16 protein-coding genes are annotated in these 14,092 nt (G+C 70.9%); 9 read left to right on the forward strand and 7 right to left on the reverse strand.

All coding sequences use genetic code 11. The annotated features are described in order from the left end of the window. Nucleotides 1-85 precede the first annotated feature (85 nt). Genes AC1MGR_RS10455 through dprA form a run of 3 tightly spaced genes read left to right on the forward strand, consistent with a single transcriptional unit; the run spans nucleotide 86 to nucleotide 3,208 of the window. Nucleotides 86-1,396: a dihydroorotase gene (locus AC1MGR_RS10455; RefSeq protein WP_480234542.1), complete on the forward strand. Its 1,311-nt coding sequence runs from the start codon at nucleotides 86-88 to the stop codon at nucleotides 1,394-1,396. A 5-nt stretch (nucleotides 1,397-1,401) separates the two neighbouring features. Further along, nucleotides 1,402-2,001, forward strand: coding sequence for a glycerol-3-phosphate 1-O-acyltransferase PlsY (gene plsY / locus AC1MGR_RS10460; RefSeq protein WP_480234767.1), 600 nt, complete (start codon nucleotides 1,402-1,404; stop codon nucleotides 1,999-2,001). 31 nt (nucleotides 2,002-2,032) lie between these two features. After that, on the forward strand, nucleotides 2,033-3,208 hold the full coding sequence (gene dprA / locus AC1MGR_RS10465) for a DNA-processing protein DprA (protein WP_480234543.1): 1,176 nt from the start codon (nucleotides 2,033-2,035) through the stop codon (nucleotides 3,206-3,208). Nucleotides 3,209-3,214: 6 nt separating this feature from the next. Here dprA and ruvX read toward each other — a convergent pair whose 3' ends face one another. Both ruvX and AC1MGR_RS10475 read right to left on the reverse strand, forming a co-directional pair. Further along, a complete protein-coding gene (ruvX, locus tag AC1MGR_RS10470; protein ID WP_480234544.1) occupies nucleotides 3,215-3,709 on the reverse strand; it encodes a Holliday junction resolvase RuvX in 495 nt (164 codons plus the stop codon). Between the two features lie 71 nt (nucleotides 3,710-3,780). Continuing rightward, a complete protein-coding gene (locus tag AC1MGR_RS10475; protein WP_480234545.1) occupies nucleotides 3,781-4,326 on the reverse strand; it encodes an SMI1/KNR4 family protein in 546 nt (181 codons plus the stop codon). A gap of 113 nt (nucleotides 4,327-4,439) precedes the next feature. Here AC1MGR_RS10475 and AC1MGR_RS10480 point away from each other — a divergent pair, with 113 nt between their 5' ends. From AC1MGR_RS10480 to gatB, 5 genes are all read left to right on the forward strand, one after another. Further along, nucleotides 4,440-4,619, forward strand: coding sequence for a hypothetical protein (locus AC1MGR_RS10480; RefSeq protein WP_108038162.1), 180 nt, complete (start codon nucleotides 4,440-4,442; stop codon nucleotides 4,617-4,619). A gap of 149 nt (nucleotides 4,620-4,768) precedes the next feature. Then, on the forward strand, nucleotides 4,769-5,056 hold the full coding sequence (gatC, locus tag AC1MGR_RS10485) for an Asp-tRNA(Asn)/Glu-tRNA(Gln) amidotransferase subunit GatC (RefSeq protein WP_108038164.1): 288 nt from the start codon (nucleotides 4,769-4,771) through the stop codon (nucleotides 5,054-5,056). 121 nt (nucleotides 5,057-5,177) lie between these two features. Beyond that, nucleotides 5,178-6,659, forward strand: coding sequence for an Asp-tRNA(Asn)/Glu-tRNA(Gln) amidotransferase subunit GatA (gatA, locus tag AC1MGR_RS10490; protein WP_480234546.1), 1,482 nt, complete (start codon nucleotides 5,178-5,180; stop codon nucleotides 6,657-6,659). A gap of 10 nt (nucleotides 6,660-6,669) precedes the next feature. Then, entirely contained in the window at nucleotides 6,670-6,969 is a 300-nt protein-coding gene (locus AC1MGR_RS10495; protein WP_108038167.1) for a hypothetical protein, read from the forward strand. 95 nt (nucleotides 6,970-7,064) lie between these two features. After that, the gene (gene gatB / locus AC1MGR_RS10500) at nucleotides 7,065-8,537 is read left to right on the forward strand and encodes an Asp-tRNA(Asn)/Glu-tRNA(Gln) amidotransferase subunit GatB (RefSeq protein ID WP_480234547.1); all 1,473 of its coding nucleotides are present in this window, start codon (nucleotides 7,065-7,067) and stop codon (nucleotides 8,535-8,537) included. 614 nt (nucleotides 8,538-9,151) lie between these two features. Here the strand turns inward: gatB and AC1MGR_RS10505 are convergent. The 5 genes from AC1MGR_RS10505 to AC1MGR_RS10525 all read right to left on the reverse strand — a co-directional run bounded on the left by AC1MGR_RS10505 (nucleotide 9,152) and on the right by AC1MGR_RS10525 (nucleotide 13,200). Next, a complete protein-coding gene (locus tag AC1MGR_RS10505; protein WP_480234548.1) occupies nucleotides 9,152-10,174 on the reverse strand; it encodes an efflux RND transporter periplasmic adaptor subunit in 1,023 nt (340 codons plus the stop codon). A gap of 2 nt (nucleotides 10,175-10,176) precedes the next feature. Next, on the reverse strand, nucleotides 10,177-10,371 hold the full coding sequence (locus AC1MGR_RS10510) for a DUF1656 domain-containing protein (RefSeq protein WP_108038173.1): 195 nt from the start codon (nucleotides 10,369-10,371) through the stop codon (nucleotides 10,177-10,179). Beyond that, a complete protein-coding gene (locus AC1MGR_RS10515) occupies nucleotides 10,371-12,320 on the reverse strand; it encodes an FUSC family protein (protein WP_480234768.1) in 1,950 nt (649 codons plus the stop codon). Before AC1MGR_RS10515 ends, AC1MGR_RS10510 begins: the two co-directional genes overlap by 1 nt. 62 nt (nucleotides 12,321-12,382) lie before the next feature. Beyond that, the gene (locus tag AC1MGR_RS10520; protein WP_108038175.1) at nucleotides 12,383-12,799 is read right to left on the reverse strand and encodes a DUF4345 domain-containing protein; all 417 of its coding nucleotides are present in this window, start codon (nucleotides 12,797-12,799) and stop codon (nucleotides 12,383-12,385) included. 143 nt (nucleotides 12,800-12,942) lie between these two features. Next, on the reverse strand, nucleotides 12,943-13,200 hold the full coding sequence (locus tag AC1MGR_RS10525; protein WP_108038177.1) for a hypothetical protein: 258 nt from the start codon (nucleotides 13,198-13,200) through the stop codon (nucleotides 12,943-12,945). 249 nt (nucleotides 13,201-13,449) lie between these two features. On the opposite strand from AC1MGR_RS10525, the gene AC1MGR_RS10530 reads away from it, so the two are divergent. After that, nucleotides 13,450-14,085, forward strand: coding sequence for a glutathione binding-like protein (locus tag AC1MGR_RS10530; RefSeq protein ID WP_480234549.1), 636 nt, complete (start codon nucleotides 13,450-13,452; stop codon nucleotides 14,083-14,085). Nucleotides 14,086-14,092: the final 7 nt, after the last annotated feature.

Below are 14,092 nucleotides of genomic sequence, written 5' to 3' on the forward strand. Positions count from 1 at the left end.
TGCCTCGCATATCCGATGATCGTCCGCCGCCCGCGCCGCACCTGAACCCTCCCCACTCTCCCGCAGCGGGAAGAGGGTTGTGAGCATGGCGCGCCCCATCTTCCTGACCAACGCGACCCTCTGCGACCCGGCCACGGGCCGGCAGGGACCCGGCCACGTCCTCGTGCGCGACGGCCTGATCCGGGAGGTCGGCTGGGGACCCGTCGCCGGCGTGCCGGAGGAGGCGGAGACCATCCATTGCGGGGGCCACGTCCTCAGCCCCGGCCTCATCGATCTGCGCGCCTTCGTGGGCGAGCCCGGCGCCGAGCATCGCGAGACCCTGGCCAGCGCCAGCGCGGCGGCGGCCGCCGGCGGCGTTACCACCCTGGTCTGCATGCCGGACACCAACCCGGTCATCGACGGGCCGGCCATCGTCGACTTCGTGCTGCGCCGCGCCCGCGACACGGCCAGCGTCCACGTCCTGCCCGCCGCCGCCATCACCAAGGGCCTCGCCGGCCAGGAGATGACCGAGTTCGGCCTGCTGCAGGAGGCTGGCGCCGTCGCCTTCACCGACGGCCTCAAGGCCGTGACCAACGCCCAGGTCATGCGCCGCGCGCTGACCTACGCCCGCGACTTCGGCGCCCTGCTGATGCAGCACGTGGAGGAGCCGGACCTCGTCGGCGACGGCGTGATGAACGAGGGCGAGATGGCCTCCCGCCTCGGGCTCCTCGGCATCCCGCGCGAGGCCGAGACGGTGATGCTGGAGCGCGACATCCGCCTCGTGCGCCTTACCGGCGCCCGCTACCACGCGGCGATGATCTCCTGCGCCGATTCGATCGAGATCGTGCGCCGGGCCAAGGCGGACGGACTGCCGGTCACCTGCGGCGCCTCGGTGAACAACCTCGTCCTGAACGAGGGCGACATCGGCCATTACCGCACCTTCTGCCGGCTCTCGCCACCGCTGCGGCACGAGACCGACCGGCTCGCCCTGGTTGCGGGCCTCAACGATGGCGTGATCGACGTCGTCGTCTCCGACCACAATCCGCAGGACGTCGAGACCAAGCGCCTGCCCTTCGCCGAGGCCGCGGACGGCGCGCTGGGGATCGAGACGCTGCTGGGCGCAGCCCTCCGGCTGGTCCATACCGGCGACGTCGCGTTGCCGCGCCTGCTAGCGGCCCTGACCACCAGCCCCGCCGCCCTCCTCGGACGCGCGGCCGGCCGCCTCGCGGTGGGCGCCCCCGCCGACCTCGTTCTGATCGATCCGGACCTGCCCTACGTCCTCGACAAGCGCATGCTGAAGTCCCGCTCCAAGAACTCGCCCTTCGACGAGGCGCGCCTCCAGGGAGCCGCCATCCTGACGATGGTCGAGGGACGCATCGTCTTCCGCGCGCCCACCGAGACCGAGGCCGCCGCGTGATCGCCCTGGACGCACTGCCCTGGCCTATCCTGCTGGCGGCGCTGGCGGGGGGATACCTCCTCGGCTCGATCCCGTTCGGGCTGATCCTGACCCGCTATGCCGGGCTCGGCGACGTGCGGGCGATCGGCTCAGGCAACATCGGCGCCACCAACGTCCTGCGCACCGGGCGCAAGGGGCTCGCGGCCGCGACCCTGCTGGGGGACGCCCTGAAGGGCACGCTCGCGGTGCTCCTTGCCGGCCGCTTCGGGCTGGAGCCGGCCCTCGTCGCCGGCCTCGGCGCCTTCCTCGGGCACCTGTTTCCGGTATGGCTCGGGTTCAAGGGTGGGAAGGGCGTGGCGACCTTCCTCGGCGTCCTCCTGGCGCTGAGCCCCCTCGGCCTCCTGGCCTTCGCCGCCATCTGGCTCGGCCTCGCCTTCACGCTGAAATACTCCTCGCTCGCGGCCCTGGCGGCCTCAGCCCTGACGCCCCTCGTCCTGTGGGCGCTGGGACAGCCTGCGGTTGCATGTCTGTTTCTCCTACTCGCCATCCTGCTATGGTGGAAGCACGCGCCCAACATCCGCCGGCTGATCGACGGGACCGAGGGGCGCATCGGGCAGAAGGGCTGAGGCTCGCCGCCCGCTCCGGGAGGGGAGGGCGATGCAGCTCACCGATGCCCAGCGTCTCGACTGGCTGCGCCTGATCCGCAGCGAGGGCATCGGCCCGCGCAGCTTCCGCACCCTGATCAACCGCTTCGGCGGCGCCGGGCCGGCCCTGGACGCCCTGCCGACTCTGACCGGCCGCAGCGGCCGGCGCATCACGCCGCCGAGCCGGGCCGAGGCCGAGGCCGAGATCCACGCGGCCAGTCGCCTGGGCGCCCGCCTCGTCGCCCTCGGGGAAGCCGACTACCCGAAGCTGCTGCAGGCTGCCGATTCGGCCCCGCCGCTGATCGCCATCCGGGGCGAGACCGCGATCCTGAACCGCCCGGCCATCGCCATCGTGGGTTCGCGCAACGCTTCCGCCGCCGGCCTCGCCTTCACCGAGCGCCTCGCCCGCGGCCTCGGCGAGGCCGGGCTGGTCGTGGTCTCGGGGCTGGCGCGCGGCATCGATGCCCGCGCCCACCGGGCCGCCCTGGCACCCGGCACCGTGGCGGTGCTGGCGGGGGGACAGGACCGGATCTACCCGGCCAACCATGCGGCCCTGGTGGAGGCGATCCTGGAGGCGGGCGGGGCGGTGCTGGCTGAGATGCCGATGGGCTGGGAGCCGCGCGGGCGCGACTTTCCACGGCGCAACCGCATCATTTCCGGCCTCGCCTACGGCACCGTCGTGGTCGAGGCCGCCCGCCGCTCGGGTTCGCTGATCACCGCCCGCTTCGCCCTGGAGCAGGGGCGGGAGGTCTTCGCCGTGCCGGGCTCGCCCCTGGACCCGCGGGCGGAAGGCACCAACGATCTGATCCGCCAGGGCGCGACCCTGGTCGCCGACGCGTCCCACGTCACCGACGTCATCGCCCCGCTCCTGGCGGGCGGCACCGGGGCGCGCAGCGTGGAAGCCCTGGCCGTCGACCGGCCGGACCTCGCCGACGCGCCGATCTTCTGGGACGAACTCGACGTCGACGGCATCGTGCTGCCGCTCCCCGCCGAGGATTTCACGGCGCCGGAACCGGCCGACGACCGCGCCCGCCTGATCGCCTATCTGAGCCCGACCCCGATCGGAACCGACGAGCTGGCACGCACCGCCGGCCTCAGCGTCCGCGTCGTCCAGACCACCCTGCTGGAGCTGGAGCTCGACGGGCGCATCGAGCGCCACGGCAGCGGGTCGGTCTCCCTGGTGAGCTGATCTTCTTCACGCGTCGTCGTCGGACTCTTCCTCGCCCAGGGCGCGGCGCATCTGGTCGAGGCAGCCCTGCAGGATGTAGGCGGCGGCCAGCATGTCGACGACCTCGCCGCGCTTGGCCCGCGAGGCATCCGCCGCGATGAGCGCCCGGGTGACGGCGGCGGTGGACAGGCGCTCGTCGCAGTAGAGGACGGGCAGGGGCAGCAACGGCTTCATGTTGCGCACGAAGGAGCGGGTCGACTGCACCCGCGGCCCCTCGGTGCCGTCCATGTTCAGGGGTAGGCCGATGACGAGGCCGCCGACGGCGTGCGTCTCGCACAGGCTCCGCAGGCGCGCGACGTCGGGAGTGAACTTCACCCGCCGGATCGTCTCCAGGGGCGAGGCGATCTGGCGGCCGACATCCGACAGGGCGAGCCCGATCGTCTTGGTGCCGAGATCGATCCCGATCAGGCGGGGGCCGCCCTGCGACGCCTCCGCGAAGGCCCGCATCTCGGCCTCGTCCATGTCCGTCGCTCTCCCGTGCCGGCGCCCGTCCTGCGCGATCCGGCCCCGGCCGGCAAGGGGTTCGAGGCGGATCAGTGCAGGCCGGCTGCCCCTTCGGTACCGTCGCCGACGAAGCTGGCGGGGAGGGGCTCCGCGCCCATGCCCAGGATTCCCCGCACGGCAGGACCCTGGCTCCGCCGCATCAGGTCGACGAGGTCGGCCCCGCCGAAGCGCACCGATTCCAGGTCGGCGCCCAGGACCCAGATCTCGTACTCGTCGCGCCCCGGCACCACGTCCCAGAACAGGAACTCGCCGGCCTCGGAGCGCCCGAAGAAGCCCGCCCGCTCGATCACGGTCGGGTCGTCGCCCTCGACCTCGAAGCGGTGCTCCGGGCGATCGCCGAGGACGGCGGCGATGCTGTGGGCGATCAGCTCGGACTGCGCGACGAGGTCGGTCTCCGGGGTCTCGCTCGGAACGGCCACGCGGAAATGGCCGTTGGCGAGCCCGCCTCCGAGGGTCCGGCAGAAGGCGCGGTAGCTCTCGGGCAGGCCGTAGCCGAGCTCGGCCTCGGCCCGGTCGAGGGACGCCTCGGTCGCCGCCGGACCTGGCGCGCAGGGCGAGAACACCGTCTCCCACATGAATCTGATCTCCGGCTCGCCGTTAACCTTAAAGAAACGTTGTCATAGCCTTGCGGGGACCGGATCGGCCAGAGCATCGTTAACGGATCGTTAAGACGCTGGAAGCCGACCGCATGCCCCTGCCGCCCCGCGCCACGACGCCTGCACCACGCCGGATGCCCCTGCGGCACAAGCTGATGCTGGCCCTGGCCTGCGAGATCCTGCTCCTCGGGTTCCGACAGGCGGATCGCGGGCCCGCACGCGCCGGGATCGTGATCGAATCGCCGGTTCTGCCCCATCACGCGATCGCCTGACGCGCCGGGGCCGGTCCGCCCGATCCGGCACCGGCGCGGTCCCGCCGTTGCGAGCGCGGGAAGGCGGGTGCTATAGCCCGGCCCGACGCCCCATCGCCCCGCGGAACCCCGCCGGGCTGCGGATCGGGGCCTGAGGATCTGAAGACAGCATGTCGGTCGACGCAACGACGGTGAGGCGCATCGCGCACCTGGCGCGCATCGCGGTGAGCGAGGACGAGGTCGCCCCCCTGCAGGGCGAACTCAACGCGATCCTGGCCTTCGTCGAGCAACTCGGCGCGGTCGACGTGACGGGGGTCGAGCCGATGACCTCGGTCACCCCGATGGCGATGAAGAAGCGCGAGGACGTGGTCACCGACGGGGCCAAGGCCGACGCCATCGTGGCCAACGCGCCCGAGACCGAGGACCATTACTTCCTCGTGCCGAAGGTCGTCGAGTAGGCGCACGCGCCGCCGACCCCAAGACCCGGCCGCCCCGAGGGACGGTCCGCCCGGCGCCCGGATGGCGACGGCGGCTGTGCCCCGGGACCCAACAGGACGAGCGCCCAGGACTCTCCCACCCATGACTTCTCTGAACGAACTCACCCTTGCGGAGGCCCGCGACGGGCTCAAGGCCAAGGATTTCTCCGCCACCGACCTGACCCGGGCGCATCTCGACGCCATGGAGAAGGCCCGGCTGCTGAACGCCTATCTCGTCGAGACCCCGGACCGGGCCCTGGCCATGGCTGAGGCGGCCGATTCGCGGATCGCCTCCGGGCAGGCCCGTCCGCTCGAGGGCATCCCCCTCGGGATCAAGGACCTGTTCTGTACCGAGGGCGTGGCGACCACCGCCGGCTCGAAGATCCTCGAGGGCTTCACGCCCGCCTACGAGTCGGCCGTGACCGCCAACCTGTGGCGCGACGGCGCGGTGATGCTCGGCAAGCTCAACCTCGACGAGTTCGCCATGGGCTCGTCCAACGAGACCTCCGCCTACGGCGACGTGGTCTCGCCCTGGCGCCGGGCCGGCTCGGACGCGAAGCTGGTGCCGGGCGGCTCCTCGGGCGGCTCGGCGGCGGCGGTGGCCGCCCATCTCTGCCTCGGTGCCACGGCGACCGACACCGGCGGCTCGATCCGCCAGCCCGCCGCCTTCACCGGAACCGTCGGCATCAAGCCCACCTACGGCCGCTGCTCGCGCTGGGGCACGGTGGCCTACGCCTCCTCCCTCGACCAGGCAGGGCCGATCGCCCGGACGGTCCGCGACTGCGCGATCCTGCTCGGCTCGATGGCCGGCGCGGATGCGCGCGACACCACCTGCGCCGACCTGGCCGTGCCGGACTTCGAGGCCGCCGTCGCCCGCGGCGTGAAGGGCCTCACCATCGGCATCCCGAAGGAGTACCGGGTCGAGGGCATGTCGGCCGAGATCCAGGCGCTCTGGGACCGGGGCGCGGCCATGCTTCGGGACGCCGGCGCCACGGTGCGGGAGATCTCGCTGCCGCACACGCAATATGCCCTGCCGGCCTACTACATCGTCGCCCCGGCCGAGGCCTCCTCCAACCTCGCCCGCTACGACGGCGTGCGCTACGGCCTGCGTGTCCCCGGCAAGGACATTGCCGGGCTCTACGAGAACACCCGCGCCGCCGGCTTCGGCCGCGAGGTGAAGCGTCGCATCATGATCGGCACCTATGTGCTCTCGGCCGGCTACTACGACGCCTACTACGTGCGGGCCCAGCGCATCCGCACCCTGATCAAGCGCGACTTCGAGCAGGCCTACGCCGCCGGCATCGACGCCATCCTGACGCCCGCGACCCCGTCGGCCGCCTTCGGCATCGGCGAGAAGGGCTCGGGCGACCCCGTCGAGATGTACCTGCAGGACGTGTTCACCATCACGGTGAACATGGCGGGCCTGCCCGGCATCTCGGTGCCGGCCGGCCTCGACGCCCAGGGGCTGCCCCTCGGGCTCCAGCTCATCGGCCGGCCCTTCGACGAGGAGACGCTGTTCGCCGCCGCCCAGGTGATCGAGGACGCCGCCGGACGCACCAAGCTGCCCGCCGCGTGGTGGGTATGAGGCGCCCCCGATGACGGTCCCGGTCTATCCGTTCGACGTCTGGATCTGGGCCGCCTTCGATCCGGTGCTGATCGCCATTGCCCTGGTGATGGGCTGGAAGTCGGACCAGTTCGTCAAGGTCATCCTCGTGTCGCTGATGGCCTTCGCGGTCTCGGTGCTGGTGTCCTGGGCCGTCACCGCGATCGGCATTCCCTGGCCGGCGCCGGTGAGCCACGACGGGCCGACCTTCTTCCCCGTCCGCTGGATCGCCGGTTTCGTCTGGGGCACCCTGGGCTTCCTGGCTCACCAGCTCTACCGCCTGCGCGCTTGACCACGCCGGGCGGCACTTCCACTTTTCCGGTGCGCATCCGCGTCGCGCACCCCTTCCGGCGCATCCGCGCCCCGCAACGCTGAATTCGGGCCATCATGACCGCTGCCGTGAACCCCAAGAAGCTCATCAAGGGCGGCCTGCACGACTGGGAGGTCGTGATCGGCATGGAGATCCACGCCCAGGTCACGAGCCGCTCCAAGCTGTTCTCCGGCGCCTCCACCGCCTTCGGCGGCGAGCCGAACGACCACGTCTCCCTGGTGGACGCGGCGATGCCCGGCATGCTGCCCGTCATCAACGAAGAGTGCGTGGCCCAGGCCGTCCGCACCGGCCTCGGCCTGAAGGCGCAGATCAACCATCGCTCGGTGTTCGACCGGAAGAACTACTTCTACCCGGACCTGCCGCAGGGCTACCAGATCAGCCAGTTCAAGGACCCGATCGTGGGCGAGGGCGAGGTGCTGGTCGATCTGCCCGATGGCGAGTCGATCACCGTCGGCATCGAGCGCCTGCACCTGGAGCAGGATGCCGGCAAGTCCCTGCACGACCAGAACCCGACCCAGAGCTTCGTCGACCTCAACCGCTCCGGCGTCGCCCTGATGGAGATCGTCTCGCGGCCGGACCTGCGCTCGTCGGAGGAGGCACGCGCCTACGTGACCAAGCTGCGCACCATCCTGCGCTACCTCGGCACCTGCGATGGCGACATGGAGAAGGGCTCGCTCCGCGCCGACGTCAATGTCTCGGTGCGGAAGGTCGGCGACCCGCTCGGCACCCGCTGCGAGATCAAGAACGTCAACTCGATCCGCTTCATCGGCCAGGCCATCGAGACCGAGGCCCGTCGCCAGATCGCGATCATCGAGGATGGCGGCACGATCAGCCAGGAGACCCGACTGTTCGATCCGGCCAAGGGCGAGACGCGCTCCATGCGCTCGAAGGAAGAGGCGCACGATTACCGCTACTTCCCGGACCCGGACCTGCTGCCGCTGGAATTCGATCAGGCCTACGTCGACGCGCTCGCCGCCGGCCTGCCTGAGCTGCCCGACGCCAAGAAGGCCCGCTTCATCGAATCCTACGGGCTGTCGCCCTACGATGCCGGCGTGCTCATCGCCGAGCGCGCCTCGGCCGACTACTTCGAGGCGGTGGCCAGGGGCCGCGACGGCAAGGCCGCGGCGAACTGGGTGATCAACGAGCTGTTCGGGCGCTTGAACAAGGAAGGCCACAGCATCGAGACCAGTCCGGTGTCGGCCGATCAGCTCGGCGCCATCGTCGACCTCATCGGCGAGGGCGTGATCTCGGGCAAGATCGCCAAGGATCTGTTCGAGATCGTCTGGTCCGAGGGGGGCGACCCACGCCAGATCGTCGATGCGCGCGGCATGAAGCAGGTCACCGATACCGGCGCCATCGAGGCCGCCGTGGACGAGATCATCGCCAAGAACCCCGACAAGGTTCAGCAGGCCCGGGAGAAGCCGACCCTCCTCGGCTGGTTCGTCGGCCAGACCATGAAGGCCACCGGCGGCAAGGCCAACCCGGCGGCGGTGAACACGCTGCTGAAGGCGAAGCTCGGGATCGAGTAGCGGATTGGCTCGGATCCCGCGCCGCGGACATCCGCGGCCGGGGCCGGGTGGCGAACCGGTCCGTCTGCGGCCACACTGTCGCTCAGACGCCCTCGCTCATGGGTCGGGCCGCTCGCGCGGAAGCGCAGCGGCGAGGCCTCGCGAAAGCGATGACGCAGTGTGAACGGCTGGCGCGAAGCGCGCCCGCCTGCCTACCTGAGAAAACTGGCGGCGGAAGCGGCCGAGGTGGGGCCTGGTGCATGTCTGAAGTCGTGCCGCGCTGGCCGCTTCTGTGCCCCGGAGACCGCTTCCGTCCCGTAATTCGCGTGTGCGCTGCTCAACGTCCAGGTCGAATCAGCCCTGGATGATCGCCGCAGCCGCCTGCTGGGGTGGAGTCATTCCCACATCTCCTGCGTCCGGTCGGTCGTGATCGTTATCCGATCAAGGCCTCCTCGTTGCTTGAGCTGTGCTTTGCCGTCGAAGCACGACATCAAGGTGCGACCAGATCGGGGATGCGTCAAGAGCCTATTTGCGCGATTTCGCGACTGTATTCATTCTGATCGCCACAGCCCTGGAATATCCAGTCGCGGCAGCCGCTTGGGCGCATCTGCAACCGCTCGCCCCTGCGCCACAGCCTACGGGGTGGGGGCCGCAGCCCCGGAGAACCGGCTGCGCAGCCGGCCGAGCCAGTCCCGGCGATGGGCGCCGGGCTCGCCCACCGAGACGGTGGCGGTCATGCCGGCGACGAGGGTCACGCCCTCCGGCACCGCGTCGATGCGGATGCGCACCGGCACCCGCTGGGCAAGGCGGACCCAGGTGTAGACCGGGTCGACGTTGGGCAGACCCTGGGTGCTGGCGGTGGCGTTGGCCGTGCTGATGCCCAGGGTGATGCTCTCCACCGTGCCGCGGATCAGCGGATCGTAGCCGAGGAGCTCGGCCGAGACCGGATCGCCCACATGGATATGGGCCATCTTGGTCTCCTCGAAGTAGCCGTCGATCCAGAACGAATCGGTGTCGATGACGGCGATGTTGACGGTGCCGGTGGTGGCGTAGTCGCCGGGACGCAGCAGGAGGTTCGTCACCCGGCCGTTCACCGGCGAGCGCACCTGGGTGCGCTGGAGATTGATCTTCGCCTGGGAGAGCTGCGCCTTGGCCGAGGCCACCGCCGCCTCGGCGATCTTGGCGGTGCCGGCATATTGCTGCTTCTCCTCGATGGAGGTCGAGAGGGTGGTCAGCGCCTCGCGCCGGGCGGCCTGGGTCCGCTTGACCTGGAGGTCGGCCTCCCGGTTGTCGAGCTCGGCCTGGGCCGAGGTCACCGAGACCTCGAAGTCGAACGGGTCGACGACGTAGAGGATGTCGCCCTTCTTCACGGTCTGGTTGTCGGCGACGCGCAGCTCCGTGATCTGGCCCGAGACCTGGGGAGCTACACTGGCGACCTGCACGCGCACCCGGCCGTCGCGGGTCCAGGGGGCGGTGACGTAGAACTGCCAGACCAGGGCCGCCGCGACGAAGGCGCCGGCCAGGATGAGACCGGTGATCAGCAGGCGCACCACCCGGCGCCCCCGTCCGGCTGCACGTGGGCGGGTATCCGGCGTAGGAGTGCGGGGGCGGTTGTCGGGCGCTGCGGCGGCGGTCTCGGCGGGCGGGTCTTGAGCCATGGTCACAGGAACACGATCAGGAGAGCGAGGATGCAGACGTACAGTCCGGCCTCCGCCAGGGGCGGGTTGGCGACGTAGCGGGCGATGCGCAGGCGCGCGAAGAACAGGCGCAGGATCACGAGGATCGCCAGCGCGCCGGCCGCGTAGGCCACGAAGGGCGAGAGCAGCACGCCGCCGAGATCGAGGTCGCTGCGCATCAGGCGGCTCGGATCCCGAGGCGACGCAGGAAGCGGCCCTGACCCTCGGCGACGAGGGCGGCCGTGGTGAGGTCGCTCACCGCGCGGGCGAGGTGCAGGCGCGTGGCCGCATCGACCTGACCGCCCGCGGCGAGGAGGGCCGCGGCGGCCTCTCGCATCCGGCCGGCATCGACGCTCGCGAGGGCCGCCCGGGCCCGCCCGGCGACCTCGGCCAGGATGCCGTTCCGGGCGAGGCCGCGCAGCTGCGCCTGGGCGCGGGCAGCCGCCGATTCCATCCGGGCGAGGTCGAAGGCGCGGTCGAGGCTCGCCCGGCGCACGGCCGCGCTGCCCGAGTTCCAGCGGGCGAATTGCAGCAGGCGGTCGCTGTTGAGGCTGGTCCGCGTGGTGGCGTCGCCGCCCCGGCCCGCCAGGGCCTCGACGAGGGCGCGCTGGGCGGAATCGAGGGCGAAGGCGCGGTGACGGGCATTGGAGACGGGCAGGATGACCCGGACGGTGAAGAACAGGATCAGCGCCGCGAAGATCACCAGGAAAGCGTTGGTGAGGAAGCCCTGCGGGTCGTAGCTCTGGGGGTTGGCGGGCGAGAGCAGAACGGGGAAGAACACCAGCAGGATGAAGCCGATGCCGAAGGTCGGCGGGTTGAGGCTGAGGAAGCAGGCGGCGAAGACCACCGGCGCGATGGCGATTGCCAGCAGGGGAAAGCCCTGGACGCCGGCGAGGGCCCCGAAGAGGACGAGACCGGCACAGAGGGCGGCCAGCGGCATGCCGATGAGCACGCCCTTGGCAAAGGCGCGCGGATCAGGGGTGATCGAGGAGAGCGAGCAGGTCGCCGCTACCTGGACCAGGGCGAAGGAGGTGGCCGGCCATCCCGTGGCGACGAGGAGCAGAGCCGTGAGGCCGAAGGCGATGACCACCCGCAGCGCGCCCCGCAGGGCCTCGGGCACATCGCGGTGGGTCGGAAGCGGCACGTCGCGCAGGGGGCGACCGCCTTGGGCGAGGACGCGGTGGCCATCCGCCGCGAAGGCGACCGCCCGGGCGAAGTCGAGGGCGCGCTGGAGGGCGAGGATCGCGTCGAGGGGCTGGTTGCCCGCCCGCACGGCGTCCGCGACGAGCTCCGACAGGCGCGCCACCGCGCGCTCCGGATCGGCGTGCGGCTCGGTCAGATCGAGGCAGAGGGCGCGCGCCTCCGCCACCGCGGGTGGCAGGGCCGGCAACCGTGCCAGGGCTGCCCGCAGATGGCGGGCGGCTGCCGCCATCACGTAGAGCGCCGCGATGGCGCTGCGGGCCCCCGCGGCCCGGTCCGGCCCGTCGTCGAGTTCGCCCGCGATGGCGCTGGCGTCACCCCGCAGGGCGGCGATCTTGCGGATCAGCGCCGCGGTCCGCTCGGAGCCAGGATCGCCTCGAGTCAGGGTCTCGTGAGCGAAGGCGCGGGTCTCCGCGAGGGCGTCGCCCAGGGCGTCGCGCACGGTCCGCCAGATGCTTGGCGAGCCCAGGGCGTCGTTGATGAAGGTGATGGCCACGATGCCGAGGGTGATCGCCGCGACCCGGTCCACGGCCGCATCGAAGGTGCTCTGCGGCGTATCGATATGGGCGATGGCGATGATCGCGACGGTGTAGCCGGACAGCATCGCCCCGTAGGCCCGGGTGTCCTGCAGGAAATGGGCAGTGAAGACGCACAGGCCGAGCCAGGTGGCGAAGGCGACGAGGAGCAGGACCCGGTCCTGCGCGAACAGAGCCATCAGGACGATGGCCACGGCGGCTCCCACGAGGGTGCCGAGGAAGCGGTAGAGCGCCTTCGACAGCGCCTGTCCGCGCTTGGGCTGGGCCAGAATCGCCACGCAGACTGCGGCCGAGGAGGCGCTGGACAGTTGCAGCCAGAAGGCCGCGTAGAGGGCCAGGACCATGGCGAGCCAGATCCGCACGGCAAAGGCCCAGGCGGCGGGCTTCGGCATCACGCGTTCGAGGGCGGCGAGGATCCGGTCCGGCAGGCGGGGCGGGCTGTCGGCGAGAGTGCTCACCCGGCGATTCCAGCAGGCGTCACCTCGGCGGCGTGGGCCGCGACCCGGGCCTGCCACAGGCAGAGCAGCGGGGTGACGAGGAGTTCGACGGCCAGGGCCGCCAGCATCAGGAACGACGGCAATCCGGTGAGCGCCCAGCCGAGGAGGCGGGCGAGGCCACCCAGAGCCACCACCAGGGTGAGGAAGCGGAACAGGGTGGTCTTGGACTCGATGCCGGGCACGCAGGTCCAGAACAGGATACCGATGCCCGTGTGCAGGCCGGAGAGGTAGCGGAAATGGCTGTCGGCGGAGACGTCGACGAGCCCACCGCGGCCGATCCCGTTCAGCCCGAACAGCACGCCGTAGAGGCCGGAGGCCACCGGGACCAGGGCCATCACCGCCACTGCGCGCTGCAGCGCCTGCCGTTCCCGCATCGTCGCGTCCGTCCGGAATCCACCTGTCAGGATCGGCAACCGGGACGGCCAGGCTTACGTTCCTTGGCGGCCCGCGAAAGGGGACGCCCAGTTCCGCACGAGATGTCGGCCGCCCGCGGAAAACCGCACGCGGCCGGGCAAGATCAGGCCTTCATCTGCTTCAGGCGCTTGACGCACTTGCTGTAGTATTGCGGCCATTTCGGTCCCTGCGCGGCCTTGTCGGCGACCGAGAGGGCGCGCCACTCGGCGCCGCATTTCTTCTGGCGCTCGCGCGCCGCGCTCTGGCCGACGCTGAGTTCCTTGGCGGGCTTCGCCGCCGCGGCTTGCGCCAGCGCACGGCCAGCGATCAACGGGCTTGTCAGAAGGAGGGGACTTGCCAGAAGCAGCAAGCCCGCGAACAAAGCACGGGTGTGACGCGAACGGAACGACAGCATGACGACCCCCGGGGCACTTGGGCGCCGCCGTGCGGCGGGCCGGCCGCATCACAGACACAACCCCGCGCGAGGGCAAGTGCCATCTGAACGGGTATCGACGCGATCCACCGCTCTTGCCACGGGTTTCGGCGATGGCACGGAGTCTGCAACCATCCGCTCGCGTTCCCGATTGTTTCGGCGGGTCGAGCGAGCCTGAATAGGGTCGGAAACATCAGCATGGCACACGCGCCGGGAAAACCCATCGACGTGCACACCTGGAGCACGCCGAATGGCTGGAAGATCCCGATCATGCTGGAGGAGTGCGGACTGCCCTATCGGGTGGTGCCGGTGAATATCGGCCGTGGCGACCAGATGGCGCCGGATTTCCTGAAAATCTCGCCGAACAACAAAATTCCCGCCATCGTCGATCCGGACGGTCCGGGCGGCGAGCCCATCACGGTTTTCGAATCCGGTGCGATCCTGCAGTATCTCGGGCGCAAGACCGGCTGCCTCTATCCGGTTGACGAGCGCGCCCGGACGGCGGTGGACGAGTGGCTGTTCTGGCAGGTCGGCGGCTTCGGGCCGATGCTCGGCCAAGTCCACCATTTCCGCATCTACGCGCAGGAGAAGATTCCCTACGCCATCGACCGGTTCACCGCGGAGGCCCAGCGCCTCTACGGCGTCCTCGACCGCCACCTCGCGGACCGTGATTTCGTGGCCGGCGACTTCTCCATCGCCGACATCGCGATCCTGCCGTGGGCCAAATACCACGAGAAGCAGAGCATCGAGCTCGCCAGCGTGCCCCACGTGCGGGCCTGGCTCGACCGGGTCATGGCGCGGCCGGCCGTTCAGCGGGGATTCGCGGCGGTCTGAAGCGGCG

The sequence above is a fragment of the Methylobacterium sp. BI1 genome (assembly GCF_056680125.1).